This window comes from Pseudomonas sp. USHLN015 (assembly GCF_037153275.1).
GTDB classification, from domain to species: Bacteria; Pseudomonadota; Gammaproteobacteria; order Pseudomonadales; family Pseudomonadaceae; genus Metapseudomonas; species Metapseudomonas tohonis.
In genome coordinates this window covers 40,594-64,982 of record NZ_JBBCKP010000005.1, presented here as the reverse complement: position 1 = coordinate 64,982, position 24,389 = coordinate 40,594, and the positions used below count along the sequence as shown (strand labels likewise).

Genomic DNA, 24,389 nt, shown 5'->3' with positions numbered 1-24,389 from the left:
GTCGCCATCAGCTGGGACGGGGCTCCTCGGGGGGCGGCGGCGTGAAGCTGTCGCCGCCCATCTGCTCGTGCACCACCTGCTCGTCCACGCGCGGGTCGAGGGCGGCCACCAGGGGCGAGCTGACCTCCGGGGTCGCCACGTGATGCAACGGCGCCTCGTCGACGCGGTGCAGCCCGGTCACCTTGTCGGGCCGCACGCGCAGCACCAGCACCAGCGCGCAGAGGCTGGCGAAGGCATAGAACATGTTCGGCCCCACCTGCTTCATCAGCGCACCGGTGACCAGCGGACCGACGCTCGCGCCGACGCCGAAGGTGATCAGCAGCATGGCGGTCAGCGAGACCCGCCGCTCCGCCTCGATATGGTCGTTGGAAAACGCCACCGCCAGCGGGTAGAGGGTGAACTGCAGCATGCAGACCAGGAAGCCCATGGGGAACAGCAGCTCCATCGGCACCTGCGGCATCAGCGCCAGCGGCAGGGCCGCCAGCACCAGCAGCGCGGCGACGGTGCGGATCAGCATCGCCCGGTCATGGCGGTCCGACAGCCAGCCCAGCGGCCACTGCACCAGCAGGCCGGCGAGGATGCAGCAACCCATGAACAGACCGATCTGCTCCGTGGACAACCCCTGCCGCGTGGCATAGAGCGGCGCCAGGCCATAGAAGGAGCCGAGCATCAGCCCGGAGATCAGCACCGTGGTCATCGACTGCGGCACGCGCTTGATGAAGAAGCGTGGCTCCAGGGGCGCCGGATGCAACGGCGCCGGGTGGATCTTGCGGGTCACCGCCACCGGCACCAGGCACAGCGCGAAGCACATCGCCACCAGCATCAGCAGCTCCGGGCCCAGGTTCGGGTGCAGTACCAGCACCAGCTGGCCCAGCACCAGGCCCAGGTAGGACGCCACCATGTAGCCGGCGAACACCTGGCCACGCTGGCCGGCGTCCGCCTGCTCGGTGAGCCAGCTCTCGATGACCATGTACTGGCACATCATCCCCAGGCCCACCAGCATGCGCATGAACAGCCACGCCGGCAGCCAATCGATCAGGCCATGCCCCAGCACCGCCGCCGTCACCGCACCGGCACAGGCCACGTAGGCACGGATATGCCCCACCCGCGCGATCAACCGGTGCCCCAGCTTGCCGCCGAGGATCAGGCCCAGGTAGTTGGCCGCCATCAGCGCACCGACCCACAGACCGTCCACCTTGTCGGCGGCCAGGCGCAGGCCCAGGTAGGTACTGAGCAGGCCGGAACCGATGAGCATCAGCAGCGTGGCGAAGTAAAGGGCACGAAAGGACTTCAAGACACGACCCATTGGCTTTCCATGCGCTCCTTGAACAAGAGCGGGCCGCCATATGCGGCCCGCAAGGGGGGATGCTACGCCTGGGCGGCCAGTACGCGCCGCTCCCAGGGGGTGATCTGATCGAAGAAGCTGGTCAGCTCCATCGTCTTGGTGGCGATGTAGCCTTCGATGAACTCCTCCCCGAACAGTTCCCGGGCCAGATCACTGCGCTTCAGACGCTCCAGAGCGGCATGCAGGGTACAGGGCAGGACCAGGGATTCGGGAATATCGAACTCGCCCTGCATGGGCGCGCTCGGCGCGATCCGCTGCTCCATGCCGTGCAGCCCCGCCGCCAGGCTGGCCGCAATGGCCAGGTACGGGTTGGCGTCGGCCCCCGGCAAACGGTTCTCCACCCGCCTCGCCACCGGCGCGCTGGCCGGAATGCGCAGCCCAGCGGCGCGATTGTCGTGGGACCAGCAGGCATTGTTCGGCGACGCATAGGGGTGGCAGAGGCGCTGGTAGGAATTCACGTTCGGCGCGAACAGCCCGGTGAAATCCGCCATCGCCGCCTGCTGCCCGCCAATGAAATGGTAGAAGGCATCGGTCGCCTCGCCCGCCCCGTCGCTGAAAATATTCCGCCCCTCCCCGATCGTCACCACGCTCTGGTGAATGTGCATCGAGCTGCCCGGCGTGTGCGCCAGCGGCTTGGCCATGCACACCACCGTCACCCCGTGCTTGAGCGCCACCTCCTTGAGCATGTGCTTGAACAGGAACGTCTGGTCCGCCAGCAGCATCGCATCGCCATGCAGCAGGTTGATCTCGAACTGGCTCACGCCCATCTCGTGCATGAAGGTGTCGCGGGGCATGCCCAGCAGCTCCATGCACGCATAGACCTCCTCGAAGAACGGGCGCAGGCCGTTGTTGGAGGTCACGCTGAACGCCGAGCAACCATCCTCGCGGCGCCCGTCCAGGCCCAGCGGCGGCTGGAAGCTCTGGTGCGGGTCGGGGTTCGGCGCAAAGACGAAGAACTCCAGTTCGGTGGCCACCACCGGGGCCCAGCCGTGGGCGGCGTAGCGCTCCAGCACGCGGCGCAGCAGGCCGCGGGTCGACAGGCCGGACGGCCGCCCATCCAGCTCCTGGGCGTCGCAGATGGCCAGGGCGCGCGGGTTGGCGCTCCAGGGCAGGCGGTGCACCTGGCTCGGCTCGGCCACCAGCGCCAGGTCACCGTCGTCGCTGCCGTAATACTTCGCCGCCGGGTAGCCACCCATGATGCATTGCAGCAACACGCCCCGTGCCAGCTGCAAACGGCGGCCGGAGAGGAAGCCCTCGCCGGTCATCACCTTGCCTCGCATCACCCCGTTGAGGTCAGGGGTGACGCACTCGATCTCGTCGATGCCGGCCAGTCGTTCTGCGAGGGAACCTGGGACGTCGGTAGTCATGCTTGTTGTCCTTGTGGGTACTGCGATCACGCCGAATTGGCGGCGTGCACAAAATACGCACCGACTGTTCGATATATCAAGCACCTGTGTTCCAGCACGACCCCATGCCGGCAGTCGTGGGGTGGGTAGAGCCACACGAAACCCATCATGCCCGCCACAACACGTCCCCGAACCCATGAAAAAGGGGCCCAACCAGCGGTTGGGCCCCTCTCGTCACTCCATCCGTAGCCCGGGCCTCAGCCCGGGAACCCGCCCGGCACTCAGGCGATACGCGCGCCCCTCGGGCTCACCTCCAGCTCGCCGATCTTCTCCAGCCGCGCCCGCACGATATTGCGGCTGATGCCCAGCAGGCGCCCGGTCTGCAACTGGTTGCCGTGGCAGAAACGGTAGGCGGTGCGGAACACCGTCTCCTCGATGTGCTCGTACAGGTCCGGGCGGTTCTGCTCGAACAGCGCCGTCAGCGCCGCCTCCAGGTCCACCGGCGCGGCCGGGCCGGCCAGCACGCCCTGCGGCTGGTCGTGGCGCACACCCGACGGGCGCATGTCCACCAGGTGCAGGTCACCCGGCTGCACCTGCTGGTTGCGGCACACCAGCAGCGCATGGTGGATAGCGTTCTCCAGCTCGCGGATGTTGCCCGGCCAGCTGTGGGTCAGCAGCTTGCGCTCTGCCTCCACACTCAGGGATGCGCGGTTGTAGCCCAGGCGCTGGCAATGCTCCTCCAGGAAGAACTCGGCCAGCGGCAGGATGTCCCCCGGCCGCTCGCGCAGCGGGGGCAGGCGGATGGTCGCCACGTGCAGGCGGTAGAACAGGTCCTCGCGGAAATGCCCCGCCACCACCGCGTCGGCCAGGTTGACGTTGGTCGCTGCCACCAGGCGCACATTGATCGGGATCGGCGTGCGCGAGCCCAGGCGCACCACCTCGCGCTCCTGCAGCACGCGCAACAGCTTCACCTGCATGTTCAGCGGCAGGTCGCCGATCTCGTCGAGGAACAGCGTCCCGCCGTTGGCCGCCTCGAACCAGCCGGCCTTGCTGTTGGTCGCCCCGGTGAAGGCACCCTTCTCGTGGCCGAACAGCTCGCTCTCCACCAGCGACTCGGGGAAGGCGCCGCAGTTGACCGCCACGAAAGGCTCCTTGCCGCGACGGCTGAGGTGATGGATGTGCCGCGCCACCAGCTCCTTGCCGGTGCCGGTCTCACCGATGATCAGGGCATTGGCCTCGCTCGGCGCCAGACGCTCGATACGGTTGAGCAGCTCCTGCGAACGCGGGTCCTTGAAGACCAGGACCGTGGCACGCACGGACTTGGTCAGTTCGCGGGCATTGGGGTGGGTGAGCAGCGACATGATGCATTCCTGGCAGAGATGGGCGCGCCGCCATAGTGCATCAATCTAAATAGACTAAAAAATTATTAATTAGCATTTATATATTCCATAAAAGATATAAGCGACGCGACTGCTGCCCCAGCAGCAACGCGCCAGCAATCCCTTGTGCCGGCACCAGCACTGCAGCGGCAGCCCCGCAGCACGCCCCACACGAGCAAACCCGCGCCAACACTGGCCCCGGCGGCCAGCGCCCGTGCCATGGCATGCATCCTGCTCCCACCGCAGCATCAGCCGGGCTCACCGGCACGCATTGCAAGGAGTGGAACCATGAACAGAATCTGGCGCAGCAGCCTGGCGGCCCTCGCCGCCCTGGCCTTCGCTTTCGGCGCCCAGGCCGCCGAAGCCCCCACCTCGGTGAAGATCGCCATCGTCGCCTACACCCAGGGCGGCAAGCCGGTGTTCGGCGGCATCCCCGGCCGGGTGATCGAAGAAGGCTGGCTGGCCTCGGAGCTGGACAAGCGCGGCATCAAACTCGACTGGATCGCCCTGCCCCACGCCGGCGCCGGCCCGCAGATCAACGAAGGCTTCTCCAACAACAGCATCGACTTCGCCGTGCGCGGCGACCTGCCCTCGGTGATCGGCGCCGCTGGCGGCGTGCCCGGCAAGCTGGTCGTGCCCGGCGGCAACGGCAACAACGTGTACCTGGTGGTGCCGGCCAACTCCCCGGCCAAAAGCATCGACGACCTCAAGGGCAAGCGCATCGCCCTGCACCGCGGCCGCCCCTGGGAGTTCGCCTTCAGCAACTTCCTCGCCAGCAAGGGCCTGGCCCTGACCGACTTCAAGATCGCCAACCTCAACCCCCAGGTCGGCGCCGCCGCCGTCTCCGCCGGCAAGGTCGACGCCGCCGTGCTGCTCAACGAGTCCTACCTGCTCGAAGACAAGGGCGTGGGCCGCATCATCTGGTCCACCAAGCAGGGCTCCAACGACTGGCGCCTGGTCTCCGACCTCTGGGGCACCGACGACTTCATCCAGCGCCATCCCGACGTCCCCCAGCTGCTCGCCACCGCCTGGGTCAAGGCCGCCTGGTGGATCTCCCAGGAGCAGAACCAGGACGCCTACTACCAGCTCTCCTCCCGCGCCGGCACCCCGGAGAGCGTCCTGCGCCGCGACGACCAGGGCGACCCGGTCGCCTGGAAGGACCGCTGGGCGCCCAAGAGCGACCAGCAGCTCAAGGCCCACTACCAGGCCCTCACCCGCTACGCCCTGGACAACCGCCTGATCCGCGAGGACGTCGACATCGGCCAATCCCTCGCCACCCGCTTCACCAACCAGGCGCTGATCGACCTGCACCTGGAAGACTACTGGCCCAGCCTCAAGGGCCAGCTCAGCGCCCGCTGAGCACGCCACAACCGCATGGGTGGAGGTAAAAACGACCTCCACCCTACGCCCCTCCCGACCTAACCCGCCCCTGCTTCCCCACTGCTTCCCACGCAACAACCCCCTGCTTCCCCGCCAGCACCGCCCCGCGTGAAAAACCTCCAGGCCCAGGCCCCGCGCGGCCTTCGCCGTTCTGGCGCGAAACCTGCTCCGTCCCCTGCATGGCGTGGGCACGTCCATCGCCCCGCCCCATCCAAGGAGGATCTCCATGAGCATCGAATTCTTCACCCGCCTGCCCCTGCACGGCGAAACCCAGTACCTGCCCGGCGACCCGCGCAACCGGGGCGACTGGCACCGGGGCGGCCCCAGCACCGGTGCGGTGTCCGGCTTCGCCGTCGGCGACCACTTCACCTACATCGACTACCTCGGCCAGATCGCCCGCGCCGCCGAGATCAACGGCTTCGGCGGTGCGCTGATGGTCAACGCCCCCATCGGCGAAGAGCCCTGGACCGTCTGCTCGCTGCTCGCCCGCGAGACCCGCACGCTGAAGTTCGTCACCGCCTTCCAGCCCTACCACTACACGCCCTGGGTCGCCGTGCAGCAGGCCGCCACCTACCAGCGCGCCACCGGCAACCGCCTGGTGTGGAACATCATCAACGGCGGCTCCGACGCCATCCAGCGCCAGGTCGGCGACTACAGCGGCCACGACGACCGCTACGCCCGCGCCACCGAGTTCATGGACGTGGTGCGCGGCTACTGGCACAACGAGAACTTCCACTACGACGGCACCTACTACAAGGCCGACGGCGGCGGCCTGCGCGGCCCGCTGAAAAAGGCCGAGCTGCCGCTGATCTGCACCGCCGGCTCGTCCATCCCGGCCCGCGAATTCGCCGCCAAGCACGCCGACTACTACCTGATGCGCGCCGAGCACCCGGACGAAGTCCGCGCGCTGATCGCCGACGTGCGCGAGCGCGCCCTCAAGTACGGCCGCCACGACATCCGCTTCGGCCTGTCCATCGACGTCATCACCCGCGAGACCGAGGACGAGGCCCGCGCCGAGGCCAAGCGCTTCTTCGACGAAGGCGTCGCCCGCGGCGCGGTCAAGGCGGTGGCCGCCCACGCCGGCCTGCGCACCGCGCGCAAGCTCAGCTACGAGCATGGCTACCAGGAGAAGGCCGAGAACCCGGGCTACGAAGACTTCTTCATCCACCCCAACGTCTGGGCCGGCTTCGGCTACATCGGCATCCCCCCGGGCTGCGCCCTGGTCGGCAGCTACGCCAACGTCGTGGCACGCATCCGCGAGTACAACGAACTGGGCATCGACCTGTTCTTCCTGGCCGGCTACCCGCACCTGGAAGAGGCCTACCGCCTGGGCGAGCACGTGCTCCCGCACTTCCGTGGCGAGCGCGACGGCCTGGTGAAGAGCACCGACGCCCCCATCGAACTGCGCGCCGTCAACGGCGGCCCCGCCGGAGCCTGACGCCATGGCCGAGCAGCGCTTCCTGATCGACGCCAGCCTCGCCCTGGTGCTGCTGTTCTCCTGGCTGCCGCTGCTGGGCGCCGCCTGAAACCGAACCGGATCGAAGGAAAGAGTCGATGCACGATGAACTGACCCGCCGCCGCTTCCTCGGCGGCAGCCTGGCCCTCGGTGGCGGGCTGCTGCTGGGGGGCGGCCTGCTCGCCGGCTGCGACCAGCAGGCCCCCGGCACCCAAGCCGCCAACCCGCTCGTCCCGAGCCCTGGCGGGCGCCTGCGCCTGGGCATCATCGACGGCAACCAGAGCGGCAACCTCGACGCCCACAAGCCCATCGGCAGCGGCATCGTCCGGGGCTTCGCCCTCTACGCCAAGCTGTGGGAGTGGGACGAGCAGATGCAGCCGCGCCTGGCCCTGGCCGAAGAGGCCGAGGTCAGCCCCGATGCCCGCACCTGGACCCTGCGCCTGCGCCAGGGCCTGGAGTTCCACCACGGCAAGACCATCGACGCCGACGACCTGATCTTCTCCGTGCGCCGCCTCACCGACCCGGAACTCGCCTCGCCCTACGCCGCGCTGCTGCACTGGGTGGACCGCGACAACCTGGTCAAGCTCGACGAGCGCACCATCCGCCTCAGTTTCAAGGAAGGCCGCGGCTTCTTCCCCCTGGCGGAAACCTGGGTCAACTTCGGCGGCATCGTCCCGGTGGACTACCACCCCGTCACCAACCCCGTCGGCGCCGGGCCCTACAAGCTGAAGAGCTTCACCCCCGGCCGGCGCTCGCTGTTCACCCGCTTCGACAACTACTACAAGAGCGGCAAGCCCTACGCCGACGAGCTGGAAATCATCGACTTCAAGGACCAGGTCTCGCGCCTCGCCGCCCTGCGCGCCGGGCAGATCGACATGGCCAACGGCATGCCGAGCGAACAGCTCGACCTGCTGCGCAACGACCCGCGCATCAAGCTGGTGACCTCCATCACCGGCAACTGGCTGTCCTTCGACATGAACACCGCCAAGGCGCCCTTCGACGACCCGCGCGTGCGCCAGGCCTTCCGCCTGCTGGCCGACCGCGAGGAGCTGGTGCGACGCGCCCTCAACGGCCAGGGCCGCGTCGCCAACGACCTCTACGCGCCCTTCGACCCCACCTTCAACCACGCCCTGGCGCCGCGCCCGCACGACCCGCAGCGTGCCCGCGAACTGCTGCGCGAAGCCGGGCACGAAAACCTCGAAGTGGAACTGGTCACCACCGCCGGCCCCGGCCTCGCCTCGGCCCTGGTGCTGGCCGAACAGGCCAAGCGCGTCGGCATCACCCTCAAGGTGCGCCAGGTCGACCTCGCCACCTTCCAGGGACCGCAGCGCACCGAGTGGGCGCTGAGCACCGGCGGCAGCATCGGCGCGCCCTTCCTCGCCAGCGGCATGCACAGCGACGCCCCCTTCGCCGTGGCCAACAAGACCAACTTCAACGACGCGGAGTTCTCCGAGCTGTTCCTCCAGGCCATGGCCCAGCCCGACCTGGAGCAACGCAAGGCCCTGGTCCATCGCGCCCAGCAGGTCCAGTACGATCGCGGCGGCCTGCTCATCTGGGGCTACGCCGACCTGCTCGACGGCTTCTCCACCCGTGTCGGTGGTGCCCGGGAAGAACAGACCCTGTTCAGCACCTGGCGCTTCGAGAGCCTCTGGTTGAACGGCACCGCCTGAGCCCGTCCGGAGTGCTGCGAGATCAGCACTCCGGCAACAACCGGCTGCGTATCCCCCAGCAACTTTCCTGCGGTATCCGGCGCCACGCGAGCACCCTGTTCGCGGGCCTTTTATCGCCTGTCGAAACTTCGCCGACCCACTGAATAAATCCTTTATTTATCAAATGGATGGATAAATTACAGATTAATTCCGAACACCTGCACCCGGCTGGCACGGGCCGTGCTGTATCCACCTCGACACATTCAATTATTAGAACCACCCGAACCCGCGACGGCGGCTTTCGACAGCAATTACCGGACCTGCGCGTCCGGGCTTTTCAGCCCCTGCCTGAAACCCATCAGCCCACTGGCACGTGCGCATGGCATCCCCATGCGCGCTGGAAAGTCACAGCCCGGAGAATCGCCCAGCATGTTCAGCCTCGCCCCACCGCCTGCCGTCGCCCTGCGCCGCAACACCCTGTCCCTGGCCATCCTGGCCCTGCTCTCCGCCACCGCCCTGGCCGAGGAAAAGCCCGCCGATCCCGAGGCCGAATCCACCCGGGAACAGGCGCAGCAGAAAAAGACCGACGCGCCCGTGCTCGACGTCGTGCAGGTACAGGGCAAGCGCCTCGACGCCGCCACCTCGGTGGTGCCCGTACGCCCGCCCAGCTCGGTGTACGGCGGCACCGCCGCCAGCGTGCTCGACACCCCGCGCTCGGTCACCCAGGTCAACGCCGAACAGCTCGCCAACGACCCCATCCGCAGCTCCGACGACCTGGTCAAGTACGCCCCCGGCATCACCCGTGGCGGCGGCCAGAACGCCGGCATCGCCCCGCAGTTCCGCGCGCAGAACTCCGAAGTGTTCCAGGACGGCCAGCGTGCCTACGCCGTGCGCCACCCGGCCAACTTCAACGCCATCGAAGGCGCCGACATCGTCGCCGGCCCCTCCTCGGTGGTGTACGGCTCGGTCAGCGGCAGCGGCGGCTACGTCAACTACCTGAGCAAGAAGCCCGACTTCGACCAGTTCCGCACCCGCCTCAGCGGCCAGCTCGGCACCTGGGTGCCCGACGGCGAATCGCGCGACTCCACCCGCTTCACCGTCGACAACACCGGCCCCATCAGCGACGACCTCGCCTACCGCGTCAGCATCACCCGCCAGCGCCAGGAGGATTACTACGACAACGTCGAGAACAACTTCGACGCCTTCTATGGCGCCTTCGCCTGGCGCGGCGACGGCATCCGCGTGGACTGGAACGCCGCCTACGACGACTACTTCGACTGGAACATCGCCCACGGCTGGAACCGCGCCACCCAGCAACTGGCCGACAGCGGCAAGTACCATGCCGGCCGTGCCACACCGATCATCCAGAACGGCGGCACCCTGTGGTCGCCGGTGTTCGAATCCGGCGCCGCCGACTCCGCCGTGCTCGGCTGGGTGCGCCGCCAGCGCAACGCCCAGGGCCAGTACGCGGTGGTCAACAACAGCTTCCAGGCCGCCTCCCCCAACACCCAGGCCAGCCCCGGCACCCTGCGCGGCTGGGTCTACGACCCCAGCCTGGCCGGCAACGGCCTGGTCTCCCTCGACCCGCAGAAAGGCCACCGCGCCGAAGACAAGAGCACCTCCACCCGCTTCACCACCCAGCTGCGCGCCGAGCTCGACCTCAGCCCCGGCATCACCCTGGCCAACAGCGCCTTCTACCAGCGCTCCGAAGACACGGTCGACGCGGTCGGCGCCTTCCAGGTGCAATCGAAAGACAACATCTTCGACAACCGCTTCGAATTCCGCTCGCGCAACGAAACCAGCCTGTTCGGCCAGGTGCTGCGCGACGAGAGCAACAGCGGGCTGATCTACCGGCGCGAGAGCAACCAGTCGATCGCCGCCAACAACAGCTTCGGCTCCACCATCAACGCCTACGACCTGACCCAGGACCCCTCCACCAAGAACCCCGGCGACCTGCTCGGCTTGACCGGCGCCAACCCGGCCGGCGGCAACGGCGCCTGGATCGGCCAGCCCGGCGTGCCGCAGTTCTCCAGCTACTACGGCTGGCTCAACCTCGCCGCCATGTACCCGGCCGGGCATGGCCTGTACGCCGAATCCCTGGCGCCCTACACCGCCGAAAGCGTGTGGACCACCAAGACCCTGTTCACCCAGCACAACCTGCGCTTCGCCGAGCGCTACGGCCTCAACGTCGGCGCCAGCCGCAGCTGGATCGACGCGCGCATCGAGAACCCCTTCGTCCTGCGCGCCGGCACCGAGCGCCAGGACAGCGACAGCTACCGCCTGTTCTCCGTGCAGGTCAGCCCCTACATCAAGCCCACCGAGAACAGCACCCTCTACTACACCTTCGACCGCTCCCTGGCGGTCAACACCGGCTTCTTCTCCAACGGCATCGGCTGGGGCAGCGGTGCCGGCGCCAACCTGCTCAACCCGCTGTCGTTCGAAAGCCTCAGCGTGCTCCACGAAGTGGGCCTCAAGGTCGACGCCATCCCCGACCGCCTGTTCCTCTCCCTCGCCGCCTTCAAGCAGGCGCGTGACCAGTCGCCGGACAGCAACAACAACATCGCCCGCCTGATCATCAAGGGCGTCGAGGCCACCGCGCGCTACCAGCCCGACGAACACCTGCGCAGCGGGCTCAACCTCACCCGCCTCACGGCCTACAACGAATTCACCACCCAGACCGGTTTCGCCTCCGCCGGCTTCATCGCCGACAACGGCACCGTGTTCGGCGACAACAACGCCCTCAACCAGCGGCCCTCCGGGCGCTACGACGCCGTGCAGATCCCCGAGTACAGCGTCAGCGGCTTCCTCGACTACAGCTTCGACTCCGGCTTCGGCGCCGAGCTCTCCGGCTGGTGGACCAGCAACTGGTACCTGAACCTCAGCAAGACGGTGAAGGTGCCCGACGAATACAACCTCGACCTCGCCCTCTACTACCGCCAGCCGCAGTGGAGCGCCACGGTGCGCGTGCTCAACCTCACCGACGAGCTGAACTTCGTCAGCGGCCTCGCCGGCTCCACCAACACCTTCCTGCAGCCCATGCCCGGCCGCAGCCTCATGGCCCAGGTGGACTACCAGTTCTGACCCCGCGCGGGCCTGGCCCGCGCAACCCTCAACCCGCAACACAGCCCTCAACCCGCAACGCAATCAAGGAGTGGACGATGTCCATCGAATTCGTCGGCATGATCTTCCCCCGCCAGTGGTCCGAAACACGCGGCCCGCGCACCGGGGACTTCGACCTGGAGTTTCTCCGCAACCACGCCCGCGCCCATGAGCACGCCGGCTTCGACCGGGTGCTCATCGCCAGCGGCCCGGGTAGCGCCGACAGCCTGCAGATCGCCGCCTACGCCGCCGCGCAGACCGAGCGCCTGGGCTTCATGATCGCCCACCGCCCGGCCCTCACCGCGCCCACCGTCGCCGCCCGCGCCTTCGCCACCCTCGACCACACCACCGGTGGCGGGCGCATCCGCCTGCACGCCATCACCGGCATCACCGCCGAGCCCCAGGAAGGCGACACCCTGCTGGACAAGACCGAACGCTACAAACGCACCGACGAATACCTGGAGATCGTCCGCCGCACCTGGACGGCCGAAGAACCCTTCGACTTCGACGGCCAGTACTTCCAGATCAAGGGCGCCTTCAGCCCGGTCAAGCCGCTGCAGCAGCCGCACATCCCCATCTCCTTCGGCGGCTCCTCCGACATCGCCTACCAGATCGCCGTCAAGCACGCCGACCTCTACGCCCTCTGGGGCGAGCCCCTCGGCGGCGTCGCCGAGCAGATCGCCAAGCTCAAGGCCGCCGCCAGGGCCGCTGGCGTCGCCGCGCCCCGGGTCAGCCTCTCGGTGCGGCTGATCCTCGGCGCCACCGAAGAACTGGCCTGGCAGCGTGCCGAACAGATCCTCGCGCAGATCAAGGCCAACCCGCAGTTCGCCGAAGGCAGCCCCTGGCAGAAACGCATCAAGGGCACCGGCTCCGAACGCCTGCTCGCCGCAGCCGCTGCCGGCGACCGCCACGACCGCGCCCTGTGGATGCCCACCGCCACCGCCGTCGGCGCCTACGGCGACACCACCGCCCTGGTCGGCACCCCGGAAACCGTCGCCCAGGCCCTGCTCGACTACGTCGACCTCGGCATCACCACCTTCCTCAACCGCGGCTACGACCCCTACTTCGACACCGTCGACTACGGCCGCTGGATCATCCCCGCCGTCCGCGAAGAAGCCCGCCGCCGCGAACTGCAACGCCAGGCGGCAAGCGCATAACAAGGGAACAGAAAGGGTTGCAGGGCGACCTCGGTCTCGCCCGAAATGTAGGGTGGACCACGCTCCATCGGTCCACCATTCGAGGTCATGCCGAACACCGCTGGTGGATGAAAAAAGCGCCATCCACCCTACCGACCGTGCCACCGCAAACCCCGGCGATGATGGCTGCCCCGTGGGAGCGAATTCATTCGCGATGCTTTATCACCAGCCACCTCGGACTCACCCGAAATGTAGGGTGGACCCCGCTCCACCGGTCCCCCCTTCGGAGTCATGCCGAGCACCGCTGGTGGATGAAAAAAGCGCCATCCACCGACCGTGCCACCGCAAACCCCGGCACCGGGAATGGTTGTAGGGGCGAATTCATTCGCCCGCTTTTACCGTCAGCCCGGAAATACCCCCAGGGCATGGCAGCCTTGCGGGCTGCTTGGCGATTGAAATCGCCCCTACATATCTCCCGGCAACACCCCGCCACCGACAACTCGGTGCGCCAGGGTGGTTGGATGACGCTCTTCTCATCCACCCTGGGCGCCGAGCCAGACGCCGTCGCCCCCATCGCGGATGAATCCGTTCCTACAGTGTGTAGCCCGGGCTTCAGCCCGGGGTGCGGTACATCCACAATTCCGGGAGCACGGCCTGGGTGACCCAGCGTCGCAGGTTGCGATTCTCCGGGTGGTAGCAGTAGTTGAAGAGCAGCGCATGCAGGCCGGATTCGCTGACCACGGTTTCCTCCTCGAAGCCGCCGTTGGCGGTGCGCAGGTGCACGCGCTGGCGCTGGTCGTCGCAGAGGTTGGCGAGCAGGCGTTCGTGGAGGTCGGTGTTGAGCAGGCGGCGCAGGTCGCGGGTGGAGAACCAGGCCTCGTGGCCGATGAGGAAGGCGCGCAGCTGGCGGCGGTAGCGCAGGAAGTGGCGCGGCGTGATCTGGGGAAGCGTCATGGCAATGCTCCGTCCTTAGGGCTGGGGAGCCGCCACCGAATCCGTGAAGGGTGGCGGACCGTGCGAGTGTGGAAGTACCGGGATGTTCCCAAGACCGGTCGGGCCGAAACCCGCTCGCACGGTCCGCCATAGACCGCCGACGCATACACGTCGCTATGGCGGGGGAACATCATCTGTTCGGGCTTCCACACCCGGTTATGCCCCGAGGGGCACAACGGCGGGAACCCTAGCCAAGCCCCTTGTAGGCCGGCAATGCAGTTGCCACGTAGGAATTTTCAGGCTCGCCCGAGATGTGGGTGGACCGCGCTCCATCGGTCCACCATCCGAGGTCATGCCGAGCCCCGCCGGTGGATGAAAAAAGCACCATCCCCCCTACAAAGGCGCCACCGAAAGACACCGAGGATAGGGATGGTGTAGGGGCGAATTCATTCGCCTGCTCTACCCACCGCCCCTCCAACACCCCAGGCCTCAATCCCGCGACAACAGGCTCGGCGAATGCGCCACGAGGTCGCGGGTGTACGCGGTGCGCGGCTGGTCGAGCACCGCGTCCACCGTGCCCTCCTCGATCACCCGCCCCCGGTGCAACACCACCACGCGGTCGGCGATGGCGCGGACGACGCCCAGGTCATGGGTGACGAACAGCAGCGTCAGCCCCTCGGCCTGCAGCTCGCGCAGCAAGGCGAGGATCGAGGCCTGCACCGACACGTCCAGTGCCGAGGTGATCTCGTCGCAGATCAGCAGCTCCGGCTGGCACACCAGCGCACGGGCGATGGCCACGCGCTGGCGCTCGCCACCGGACAGGCTGTGGGGATACAGGTCGGCCACCGAAGCCGGCAGCGACACCCGCGCCAGCACCGCCTCGATGCGCGCACGGCAGGCCTCGCCGCGCAGGCCGAAGAAATGCTCCAGGGGCGCGGCCAGGCTCTGGGCCACGGTGTGCCGAGGGTTCAGCGCGCGGTAAGGGTTCTGGAAGATGTACTGCACCTGGTGGCGCAGCGCCTTGGAGCGGTTGCGCGCGCGCAGGTCCAGCGGCTCGCCGGCATAGCGCACCTCGCCCTGGGCGTTCTCGCCGAGGCCCGCCAGGGCGCGGGCCAGGCTGGTCTTGCCGGAGCCGGATTCGCCCACCAGCGCCAGGCACTCGCCCCGCGCCAGTTGCAGCGACACATCGAACAGCACCTGGCGGTCATAGGCCACGTTCAGCTCGCGCACCGCCAGCAGCAACGGTTGTGCATCCAGCGCACCCGCCGCCAGCGGCGCCTCGGCGACCAGCGCCAAGGGCTCGCGATGGGGCTCCAGGCAGGCCACCCGCTGTTGCCCATCGAGGCTACGCAACGGCGGTTCGGCCAGCTCGCAGGCACTGTGCCGGCGCGGGCAGCGCGCGGCGAAGGCACACCCCTGGGGTCGCTGCCCCGGTGCCGGCGCATGGCCGGGAATGGCCCGCAGCGCCAGGCGCCGGGCGACATCCGGGATCGCCGCCAGCAGCCCCAGGCTGTAGGGGTGCGCCGGCCGCTCGAACAGCCGCTCGCGGGGCGCCGACTCGACGATGCGCCCGGCGTACATCACCACCACGCGGTCCACCAGGTCCTTGATCACCGCCAGGTCGTGGGAGACGTACACCGCCGCCACGCCCTGGCGTTTGCACAGCCCTCGCAAGGTGTCGAGGATGTGCGCCTGGGTGGCCACGTCCAGCGCCGTGGTCGGCTCGTCGAGCACCACCAGCTTCGGCCGCAGCACGAAGGCCAGCGCCAGCAACACCCGCTGCTGCTGGCCACCGGAGAGTTGATGGGGGAAGCGCCGGAGGAACTCCGCATCATCCGGCAGGCCCACGTCGCGCAGCGTCTCGACCAGCCGCTGGCGCTGCGCATCCGCCGGCAAGCGCTCGTGGGCGGCCAGGGTCTCGCCCAGCAGCGCGCCGAGGCGCAGTGCCGGGTTCAGCGCCGTGGCCGGGTCCTGGGGCACGTAGCCGATCAGCCCGCCACGGGCGCGGCGCAGGTCCTCGCCACGCAGCTCCAGCAGCGAGCGCCCGTCCACCTCCACCCGCCCGGACGCGATGCGCGCCCCCCGCCGGGCATGGCCCAGCAGCGCGGTGGCCAGGGTGGTCTTGCCGGAGCCGGACTCGCCCACCAGGCCGAGGATCTCCCCCGGCGCCAGGCTGAAGGAAATGCCATCCACCACATCGGCACCGCCGGCCAGCTCCACCCGCAGCTCGCTGACCCGCAGCGCCGGCGCCAGCGGCGCCCCCTGGGGCAGCAGCGCGTCCACCTGCAGTTCGGCCAGGGCGCTCATGGCTGCTTCTCGCCGATCTGCGCACTGCTGCGGCCGATGCCCTCGGCGAGGATGTTGGTGCCATAGGCGAACACCGCGATCAGCAGCGCCGGCACCAGCACCGCCCAGGGCTGGATCAGCAGGCCCGCCTGGTTCTCGTTGATCATCAGCCCCCAGTCGGCGGCCGGTGGCGCCACGCCGTAGCCGAGGAAGCTGAGGCCGGAAAGGATGCCCACGCCCCAGGTCAGCATGTTGCCGAAGTGCACCAGCAGCGGCGTGAGGATGTTCGGCAGGATCTCGCGGAAGAGGATGCGCGAGCGCGGGTAGCCCATCATCTCCGCCGCCTCGACGAACTCCTGCCCCGCCACTGCCACCGTGCTGCCCCGGGCCAGGCGCACCACGCTGGGAATGAAGGCGATGGCCACGGTGATCACGATCAGCCAGCTCTGGCGGCCGAGCATGGAGACGATCAGCAGCACCAGGATCAGGTCCGGGAAGGCCAGCGCCACATCGGTGGCCCACATGATCGCCTGGTCCAGCCGGCGCCGGGAAAAGCCCGCCAGCAGCCCCAGCGCGCTGCCCACCGCCAGGGCCAGGAAGGCCGCCGCGAGGGACATCCACAGCACCGAGAGACCGCCGGCCAGCAAGCGCGAGAGCACGTCATGGCCGAGGAAGTCATGGCCCAGCGGCGCGGCGGCACTGGGCGCGCCGTATACCGGGCCGACCATGTCGGTGGGCGCATGGGGCGCCAGCAGCGGGCCGAGCAGCGCCAGGGCGAACACCAGCGCCGTCACCACCGCGCCCTTGCGGGTCTGGGGTTCGCGCAGCAGCCGGCGCCAGGAGGAAGAAGTCGCGGTCATGGAAGGGTCCTCAGGGCGCCTTGGCCGGTTGCCGCCGCCACCAGGGCAGGATGCCGCGGCGGTTGCGCTGGATCATCCGCACACGGCGTGCGGTACGGAGCTTCGGGGTGAGCAGGACGGTGAGCAGGTCGGCCAGCAGGTTGATCAGCACCACGCCCAGGGTGGTGACCAGGACGATGGCCTGGATCAGCGGCAGGTCGCGCATCTGGATCGCCGAGTTGAGCGTGGTGCCGATGCCGGGGTAGCTGAAGATCACCTCCGCCAGCAGCGCGCCGCCCACCAGCACGCGCAGGGTCAGGGCCACGCCCTGGATCGCCGGCACCAGCGCATTGGGCAGCGTGTGGCGCCAGACGATGCGCCGCTCGGGGATGCCGCGCAGGCGCGCGGCGATCACGTAGTCGGACTCCAGCGCCTCGATCATCGAGGCACGCACCATGCGCGCCAGGTACGGCAGGGCCGACAGGCCCAGGGCGAGCACCGGCAGCACCAGGTACTCCAGCTGCGCCAGCAGCGGCCGCTCCGGGTCGAGGATCGACACCGCCGGCAGCAGGTCCACCTGGGGCATGGAGAACAGCAGCACCAGGCCGATGGCGAGGAGGAAGCCCGGCGTCGCCTTGAGCAGGATCAGCGCCGACAGGCCCCAGCGGTCCAGCCGGCTGTCGCGGCGCAGCGCCAGGGTCACGCCCAGCAGCAAGGCCAGCGGCACCACCCAGGCGAACACCCCGGCGATCAGCGCCAGGGTATTGCCGAAGCGCGCCCCGAGGATTTCGCTCACCGGCGCGCTGGAGTCCAGCGAGCGGCCCAGGTCGCCTTGCAGGGCATTGCCCAGCCAGCGCAGGTACTGCTCCAGGATCGGCCGGTCCAGCCCCAGCTGGCGCTGCAGGGTGAGGATGCTCTCCAGGGGCGCGTCGGGGCCGAGGATCACCCGTGCCGGGTCCGACGGCAGCGCCTGGGTGGCGATGAACACCACCAGGGTGATCACCCAGGCGGTGAGCAGGCCGGCACCGAGGCGGCCGACGAACCACGACAGCCAGGCCGGCGCGCGACGGCGCTGCTGGCGCGGGGGGCAAGGGATGCGGGGCTCAGACATCGGCGAGCCACAGGTTGTCGAAGCGCCAGGAGGCGAAGGTGGTCTGCTCCGGCACCAGGCCGCCGACGCGCACCGAAGCGGCGTCGAGCACATCGCTGAAACCCCAGATCAGCAGGCCGCCGCGCTCGTGCTGGATGGCCTGGGCCTCGTGCACCAGCGCCTTGCGCTTTTCCAGGTCCGGCTGCGCCAGGGCCTGCAGGAACAGCTCGCTGAAGCGTGGGTCGCGGAAGTTGCTGCGGTTGTAGATGGCCGTCGGCGCGTCGTTGTGCAACGCCGAGGCGAGAAAGCCACGGGCCGGCGTCGAACCCGGCGACAGCTGCCAGTTCTCCCGCTGCGGGCCGTTGAATACCGAGCCGTCCACCTGGGTCACCTTGACCTCCACCCCGGCCTTGCGCGCCTGCTGGGCGAACACCAGCGCGGCGCTGGCCCCGGCGCCCGGGGTGGTGGTCAGCTCCACCTGGAGGTTCTCGTGGCCGGCCTGGCGCAGCAGCGAGCGCGCCAGGTCGGGGTCGTGGGGGCGCTGGGGGATGCCGTGGTTGTAGGTCGGGTCGTGGGGCGAATAGAGGTCGTTGGCCACCCGGCCGAAACCGTTCAGCGCGCGCGCCACCAGTTCCTCGCGGTCGGCCAGCAGGCGCAACGCCTGGCGCACCCGGACATCGTCGAACGGAGCCTTGGCGACATTGATGTTGAAGCCGGTGAAGGCCGTGCTCGGCGAGGCGACCAGCTGCAGGCGCGGGTCGGCCTTGAGCAGCGCGCTGTGCTCGGCCTGTACCCCGCTGGCGAGGTCGATCTGGCCGGCACGCAGAGCCGCCGCGCGGGATACCTGGTCCTTGAACTCGATGATCTCCAGCTCGTCGGCATAGGGCTGGCCGGGCTTGTAGTAGTTCTCGAAGCGCGTGTAGAGCGAGCGCTGCCCGGGCACGAAGGACTTCAGCCTGTAGGGGCCTGCACCCACCGGGTTGGTCACCGGATCGTAGTCGGTGGGGACGATGCCGCCGAAGCTGATCAGCGTCTCGTCCAGGGGGAAGAAGCTCTGGCCCTCCTTGAAGCGGATCTCGATGGTGCGGGCGTCCAGCTTGCGCACCGCGTTGCGGTCGATGGCGCCGACCAGCCCGGCGAAGGGCGAGGCCAGCGCCGGGTCGGTGAGGCGCAGGATGGAGAAGACCATGTCATCCGCGCCAATGGTCTTGCCATGGTGGAACTCCAGGCCCGGCTGGATGCGGATGGTCCAGGCGCTGGCGTCGGCGTTGGGCTCGGCGAACTCGGCCAGGGCCAGGCGCGTGCTGACGTCGGGGTTCCATTCCCAGAACTTGGCGTACAGCGCCCAGCCCCGGATGATCCCGCCGCCCACCGGCTTGTGCGCATCGAGGTTGCCGGCCTGGTCGCCATCGATGATGCCGACCCGCAGGCGCCCGCCATGCACCGGCTTGCCGGGCACCACCCGAGCCGCCGAGGTGGCCGGCGCCCCGCCATCGCAGCCGGCGAGCAACCCGCCCCCCAGCAGCAGGCCGCCGCCCAGGGCCGCACTGCCGCCCAGGAAATGCCGACGGGACAGTTCACGCTTGATCCAGGATTCCATTGCTCGTTGCACTCCGCTTGTCGCTTGCTACCCGTTGCCGGTTCAGCGGCCCACGCGTTGTGCGGGGCCGCCAGGTTCCATCAGGCCAAGGCCGCCTTCGGCGCCCGTGTGGTCACCCCCAGCTGCGGCACCTCGAAGCCGTGGTCCAGGTCCAGCAGCGGGAACAGCAGGTCGGCGACGCGCTGGGCCTCGTCGATCAGCGGGAAGCCCGAGAGGATGAAGGCCGAGGTGCCGTGGCGCTCGTACTCGCGGATGCGCTCGGCCACCTGCTCGGCGCTGCCCACCAGGTAGGTGCCGGCGGCCGGGCCGAGGATGTTGAAACCGAACAGGCTCGGGCCCACCCACACGTTGGGGTAGATCTCCAGGTCGCGGGCCTTGGGCAGGCGCCCGGCGCGGATGGCCTCCAGGTTGCGCTGGATCTGCGGGTCGTCGCTGACGAAGCTCTCAAGGGTCTCGCCCGGTGGCAACTGGCGCTGGATGGCGTTGCGCGCGGTCTCGATGGAGGTGCGCTGCAAGAGCTTCTCGGCGTGGGCCCAGGCTTCTTCCTCGGTCTCGCGGACGATCACCTGCAGGCGCGTGCCGAAGGTCAGCTCGCGGCCGATCTTCGCCGCCTCGGCCGCCACCCTGGCGAACTTCTCGCCCAGCTTGGGCGGGGTGTTGGCGAAGCTCAGGTAGACGTCCAGCAACTGCACCGAATGGGCCACGCCCGGGCCCGAGGTGCCGGCACCCCACAGCGGGATGCCCGGCTTCTGCTTCGGCGGGTGCCAGCCGCCCAGCGGGTGGCTCGCGGCCGCCGCCTGGCGCGGTGCGAGCTTGACGTAGCGGCCGTCGTAGCCGCCGGTCTCGCCGGCGTAGATGCTCTGGAAGGCGCGCCAGTACTCCAGGCTGAAGTCGTAGCGCTCGTCATGCCCGTAGTGGATGCCGTAGGTGGCCAGGCTGGCGTCGTTGCCGTTGACCACGTTGAACAGCAGGCGGCCGTTGGAGAACTGGTCGAAGGTCAGCGCCCACTTCGCCAGCACCGCCGGCGACAGCTCGCCCGGGTGCTGGGCGACGAGGAAGCGCAGGCGCTCGGTGGCGTCGATCAGCGCGGCGGAAACCGCCAGGCTCTCGTTGGGGCTGGAACCCAGCAGGGAGCCGTAGTAGCCCAGGCGGTCGGCGGTCACGGCGATCTGCTTGAGGTGTTGGAAGTCGGTCTTCCAGCGGCCTTCCGCCTCCCAGGGATAGGGGCCGTCGGGGGTGGTGAGGTACCAGAGAATCTTCACAGCCATGTTCGGTGTCCTTGATCGGATGAGGGTGTCGCACGCGTCGGCAGGCGCTTGAACGGGCACTCTGACGGAGCCCTGGAACGGCTCAGCGGCGGTCGATGGCGGGCACCAGGCCCAGTTCGGTGGCCTTCTCGTACAGGCCGCTCATCTTCCATTGCTGGGTCAGCACGCCCGGCCCGTAGGCACGGGAGCCGCCGATGGCTTCGGCGAGCAGCTGCAGCTGCGCGCCCTCCTCCAGCAGCAGGATGAATTCGGCGGTGGCGCGCAGGCCCTGCTTGCCCCACACGGTGGAGCCGCCGTTGGCTTCCAGGATCGCCGGGGTGTAGGGGTTCTCGGCGATGCGCTCGAGGATGAAGTCCACTTCCTGCTGGCGGCGGTCGATGTACACCGGCAGCTCGCGGGCCAGCTGGTAGCGCTGCACCGGCACGTAGTGGAACGGCAGGCTGCGCTGGGTCTGCGCCCAGGCGCCGAGGTAGGGCGAATGCACGTGGGACACGGTGGTGATGTCGGCGTGCTGCTGGAACAGCTTGGTGTAGCGCCCGGCACCACCACGACCGTGGCCGTAGACGACATTGCCGGCGAAATCGGTGACCACCGCCTGCAGGGGCTTGCGGTGATTCCAGGGGCCCGGGTAGTTCACCGAGACCAGCAGCTCCTGCCCCGGCACCCGCTCGATGAAGCCGACGGTGCCGTTGGCGGTGATGGTGCCGGTCTCGCGGTAAACGGCGAAGGCTTCGCCGGCTTCGAGGATGACGTTGTCGACGAAGGCGCGCAGTTCGTCGCTGATGTGCTGTTCGTTGACGAGGATGGTCATGTTCGTGTCTCCGGTTCAGGCGCGGCGCTGGGCCAGCAGGTCATGGGCGGCTTGCAGCGGGCGGGCATCGACCCAGTCGGCGATGTCGAAGTCCCGCTCGAGGAAGCCATGCAGGTTGAGGAAGGTCTTCTGCACGCCGAGGAATTCCAGGCGCTGGGCGGACAGGTCCGGCGCCAGGGTGGTGTGGAAGTCGCCGCGATAGGCCTCGGCCACGCCCTCGCGGCCGGCACGGGTCTCCACCTCGAGGATGGCGTGCAGGTCGTCGCGGTTCTCCGCGGCCCACTCGGCGGCGCGCAGGGTCTGGGCGAGGAAGCGCACCACCAGGTCGAAGTGATCGTCGAGCAGGTTCTGGTGAACGGTGATGGGACGGGGCGTGCCGTTGTTGACGCGATGGCGCGGGTCCACCAGGTCCAGGTCCACCCCCACCACCAGGCCCAGGCGGCGGGCGGCGTCGGCAGCGGCGGCGCCCTTCACGTAGACGGCGTCCAGCTCGCCACGGGCCAGGGGTTCGAGCCCCGACCAGAGGCGCTGCAGGCCCTCCTCCGGGGTGCGCGCGGCGGCCTGGTCCAGCAGCGGCACCTCCACCAGCTGCACGTCGTCGAAGCCCAGCCCGGCCAGCGCCAGGGCGCCCTTGTAGCCGTGCAGGCTCATGGCCCGGGCGATGCTGCCGGGGCGGCTGTCACCCCAGGCCGGCAGGGCCAGGCGCTTGCCCTTGAGGTCGGCCGGGCTGCGGATGCCGGAGTCCGGGCGCACGAGGATGGTCTGCCATTCCTCGATCCAGGTCAGGCCGATCAGCCGGCTCGGCGCACCGGCGGCGCGGGCGGCCAGGGCCGGCACGTTGCCGCCTTCGCGAAAGAGCCCGGGCAGCTCGTGGTCGTAGTGATGGCGGCCGAGCTGGCGGGCCTCCTGCAGGGTGGAAACCGGCAGGCCGTCGGCGGCGAACTCCTCGGCCAGCCAGCCGAGCTTGTAGGCGATGCCGGAGGCGGTGGGCACCGGGCAACGGGTGAACCAGATCTGATCCAGCGGGGCCTTTTCGGCGGAGATCGACGGGGCGGTGGCGGCTAGGGTCATGGGGCGCTCCATTGAGAGAGTCAGGGCGGCCTACACGGGCCGTTTGCCCGGCTATCGCAATGCCCGTGCCAATGCGCAGAGCCCGCTCTCCACGGGGCCTGCAGCGGATCGACCGGAAAAACCAGGGCCCGACCTGCTGGCCAGCCAACAGGGTTGCGCGGCGATTGCTGCCTGCCGAGCAACCGCCTCGCGGCGCTGCTTCCCCAGCAGCAACGCGGCCCCGGGCCGTGCTCGCCGGGCCACCCCGCGAGCCGCGCCACGCAAGGCCTCGACAGCCTTCGCCGGGCCTCTGGCATAGAACCTGCTCAAGCCCCGCCAAGCACCCGGCACAGGCCCGGGACGGAACCGATCGAATCGACAGAGGTGCAAGCATGAGTACGGCCGAACGCAATTTCGCCACGGAGCAGCCCCACGTGGCGGCGAACATCCTGCGCAGCGAGGCGGACGCCATCGCGGTGGCGAAGGAAGTGGCCAGGGAGATCGCCGAGATCGCCGCCGACAGTTCGCAGAACCGCGAGCTGCCGCGTCGCCAGGCGCAACTGTTGTCCGACAGCGGCCTCACCGCCATCGGCGTGCCCAAGGCCTTCGGTGGCCTGGGCGCCTCGGTGGAGACCATCGTCGAGACGGTGCGCATCATCTCCGTGGCCGACGGCGGCGTCGGCCAGTTGCTGCAGATCCACAACGTGATGCTGCGCGGCATCTTCACCGGCTACCCGGACGAGGTCCGTGACCGCCTGGTGGCCGACGTGCTGGCCGGCAAGCGCTTCGGCAACGCCCTGGCCGAGGTCGGCGGCAAGAACAAGTTCGCCCTCAAGACCCGCGTCGAGCGTCGCGCCGACGGCAAGCTGATCCTCAACGGCAGCAAGTTCTACTCCACCGGCTCCTACCTGGCCGAGTGGATCTCCCTCACCGCCGGCTCCGACGATGGCGGCGTCGGCGTGCTGCTCAACCGCGACACCCCCGGCCTGACCCTGGTGGACGACTGGGACGCCTTCGGCCAGAACAACTCGGTCAGCGGCACGGTGATCTTCGACAACATCGAGCTGGACGAGCGCTTCGTCTCGCGCCGCCAGGGCCCGATGAAGCGCACCGGGCTGACCTTCCCGCAGATCCTCCACGCCGCCATCGACACCGGCATCGCCGCTGGCGCGCTGCAGGCCGGCGTGCACTACCTCAACCACAACGCGCGGCCCTGGGTGGAAAGCGGCGTCGAGCGCGCCAACGAGGAGCCGCACATCATCCGCCAGATCGGCGAGTACGCCGTGGCCCTGCGCGCCGCCGAGTCCCTGCTGCGCGACGCTGCGCGGGTGTTCGACCAGCACGAGCAGGACCCGGACAACAAGGAGCTGCAGGACGAGCTGATCCTCTCGGTGGCCACCGCCCGCGCCCACTCCGACGGCGCCTCGCTGAAGATCTCCAGCGACATCTTCTCGCTGCTCGGTGCCAGTGCCTCGCTGACCAAGTGGAACCTCGACCGCTTCTGGCGCAACGCGCGGGTGCACACCACCCACGACCCGATCCGCTGGCGCCTGCACCACGTCGGCAACTACTACCTCAACGGCATCGACCCGGGCGAATACACCGCCATCCTCAACGCCAAGCAGACCGAAGGCGCCACCACGCGCTGAGCCTTCCCACCCCCGCGTTCCAGTTCCCGGCGCCCTGTTCATGCCAGGGCGTACGGGCTTTTTACGGATCAGG

The 24,389-nt window shown here is 69.0% G+C and carries 17 protein-coding genes; 6 read left to right on the top strand and 11 right to left on the bottom strand.

The window, feature by feature from the left end; translation table 11 throughout:
- Positions 1-7 precede the first annotated feature (7 nt).
- The 3 genes from WFQ67_RS11325 to WFQ67_RS11315 form a co-directional block, all read right to left on the bottom strand.
- The gene (locus WFQ67_RS11325; RefSeq protein WP_213625487.1) at positions 8-1,306 is read right to left on the bottom strand and encodes an MFS transporter; all 1,299 of its coding nucleotides are present in this window, start codon (positions 1,304-1,306) and stop codon (positions 8-10) included.
- 62 nt (positions 1,307-1,368) lie between these two features.
- Positions 1,369-2,610, bottom strand: a complete 1,242-nt coding sequence (locus tag WFQ67_RS11320) for a glutamine synthetase family protein (protein WP_173177901.1) — start codon at positions 2,608-2,610, stop codon at positions 1,369-1,371.
- Between the two features lie 362 nt (positions 2,611-2,972).
- On the bottom strand, positions 2,973-4,052 hold the full coding sequence (locus tag WFQ67_RS11315; protein ID WP_173177680.1) for a sigma-54 interaction domain-containing protein: 1,080 nt from the start codon (positions 4,050-4,052) through the stop codon (positions 2,973-2,975).
- A gap of 306 nt (positions 4,053-4,358) precedes the next feature.
- Here WFQ67_RS11315 and WFQ67_RS11310 point away from each other — a divergent pair, with 306 nt between their 5' ends.
- The 5 genes from WFQ67_RS11310 to WFQ67_RS11290 all read left to right on the top strand — a co-directional run bounded on the left by WFQ67_RS11310 (position 4,359) and on the right by WFQ67_RS11290 (position 12,811).
- Positions 4,359-5,429 (top strand): ABC transporter substrate-binding protein, encoded by a 1,071-nt coding sequence (locus tag WFQ67_RS11310; RefSeq protein WP_337056919.1) that lies wholly within the window; start codon positions 4,359-4,361, stop codon positions 5,427-5,429.
- 247 nt (positions 5,430-5,676) lie between these two features.
- Positions 5,677-6,888 (top strand): LLM class flavin-dependent oxidoreductase, encoded by a 1,212-nt coding sequence (locus WFQ67_RS11305; RefSeq protein ID WP_337056918.1) that lies wholly within the window; start codon positions 5,677-5,679, stop codon positions 6,886-6,888.
- 116 nt (positions 6,889-7,004) lie between these two features.
- The gene (locus tag WFQ67_RS11300) at positions 7,005-8,576 is read left to right on the top strand and encodes an ABC transporter substrate-binding protein (protein WP_337056917.1); all 1,572 of its coding nucleotides are present in this window, start codon (positions 7,005-7,007) and stop codon (positions 8,574-8,576) included.
- Positions 8,577-8,984: 408 nt separating this feature from the next.
- On the top strand, positions 8,985-11,636 hold the full coding sequence (locus tag WFQ67_RS11295) for a TonB-dependent receptor (protein WP_337056916.1): 2,652 nt from the start codon (positions 8,985-8,987) through the stop codon (positions 11,634-11,636).
- 77 nt (positions 11,637-11,713) lie between these two features.
- Positions 11,714-12,811 (top strand): LLM class flavin-dependent oxidoreductase, encoded by a 1,098-nt coding sequence (locus WFQ67_RS11290; protein WP_337056915.1) that lies wholly within the window; start codon positions 11,714-11,716, stop codon positions 12,809-12,811.
- Positions 12,812-13,402: 591 nt separating this feature from the next.
- Here WFQ67_RS11290 and WFQ67_RS11285 read toward each other — a convergent pair.
- The 8 genes from WFQ67_RS11285 to WFQ67_RS11250 form a co-directional block, all read right to left on the bottom strand.
- Complete coding sequence (locus WFQ67_RS11285; protein WP_337056914.1) at positions 13,403-13,744, bottom strand: BRO-N domain-containing protein; 342 nt, start codon at positions 13,742-13,744, stop codon at positions 13,403-13,405.
- A gap of 468 nt (positions 13,745-14,212) precedes the next feature.
- Entirely contained in the window at positions 14,213-16,030 is a 1,818-nt protein-coding gene (locus WFQ67_RS11280) for an ABC transporter ATP-binding protein (RefSeq protein WP_337056913.1), read from the bottom strand.
- The gene (locus WFQ67_RS11275) at positions 16,027-16,869 is read right to left on the bottom strand and encodes an ABC transporter permease (protein ID WP_021220646.1); all 843 of its coding nucleotides are present in this window, start codon (positions 16,867-16,869) and stop codon (positions 16,027-16,029) included. The genes WFQ67_RS11280 and WFQ67_RS11275 overlap by 4 nt, the downstream gene beginning before the upstream one ends.
- 10 nt (positions 16,870-16,879) lie before the next feature.
- A complete protein-coding gene (locus WFQ67_RS11270) occupies positions 16,880-17,959 on the bottom strand; it encodes an ABC transporter permease (protein WP_337056911.1) in 1,080 nt (359 codons plus the stop codon).
- Positions 17,952-19,538 (bottom strand): ABC transporter substrate-binding protein, encoded by a 1,587-nt coding sequence (locus tag WFQ67_RS11265; RefSeq protein ID WP_213625495.1) that lies wholly within the window; start codon positions 19,536-19,538, stop codon positions 17,952-17,954. The genes WFQ67_RS11270 and WFQ67_RS11265 overlap by 8 nt, the downstream gene beginning before the upstream one ends.
- 80 nt (positions 19,539-19,618) lie before the next feature.
- On the bottom strand, positions 19,619-20,806 hold the full coding sequence (locus WFQ67_RS11260) for an LLM class flavin-dependent oxidoreductase (RefSeq protein WP_337056909.1): 1,188 nt from the start codon (positions 20,804-20,806) through the stop codon (positions 19,619-19,621).
- An 82-nt stretch (positions 20,807-20,888) separates the two neighbouring features.
- The gene (locus tag WFQ67_RS11255; RefSeq protein WP_173180007.1) at positions 20,889-21,617 is read right to left on the bottom strand and encodes a class II aldolase/adducin family protein; all 729 of its coding nucleotides are present in this window, start codon (positions 21,615-21,617) and stop codon (positions 20,889-20,891) included.
- A gap of 15 nt (positions 21,618-21,632) precedes the next feature.
- Positions 21,633-22,688 carry an ABC transporter substrate-binding protein gene (locus WFQ67_RS11250; RefSeq protein WP_173180005.1) on the bottom strand — a complete coding sequence of 352 codons (1,056 nt, stop codon included), beginning with the start codon at positions 22,686-22,688 and terminating at the stop codon, positions 21,633-21,635.
- Positions 22,689-23,059: 371 nt separating this feature from the next.
- Here WFQ67_RS11250 and WFQ67_RS11245 point away from each other — a divergent pair, with 371 nt between their 5' ends.
- Entirely contained in the window at positions 23,060-24,316 is a 1,257-nt protein-coding gene (locus WFQ67_RS11245; RefSeq protein WP_173180003.1) for an acyl-CoA dehydrogenase family protein, read from the top strand.
- Positions 24,317-24,389: the final 73 nt, after the last annotated feature.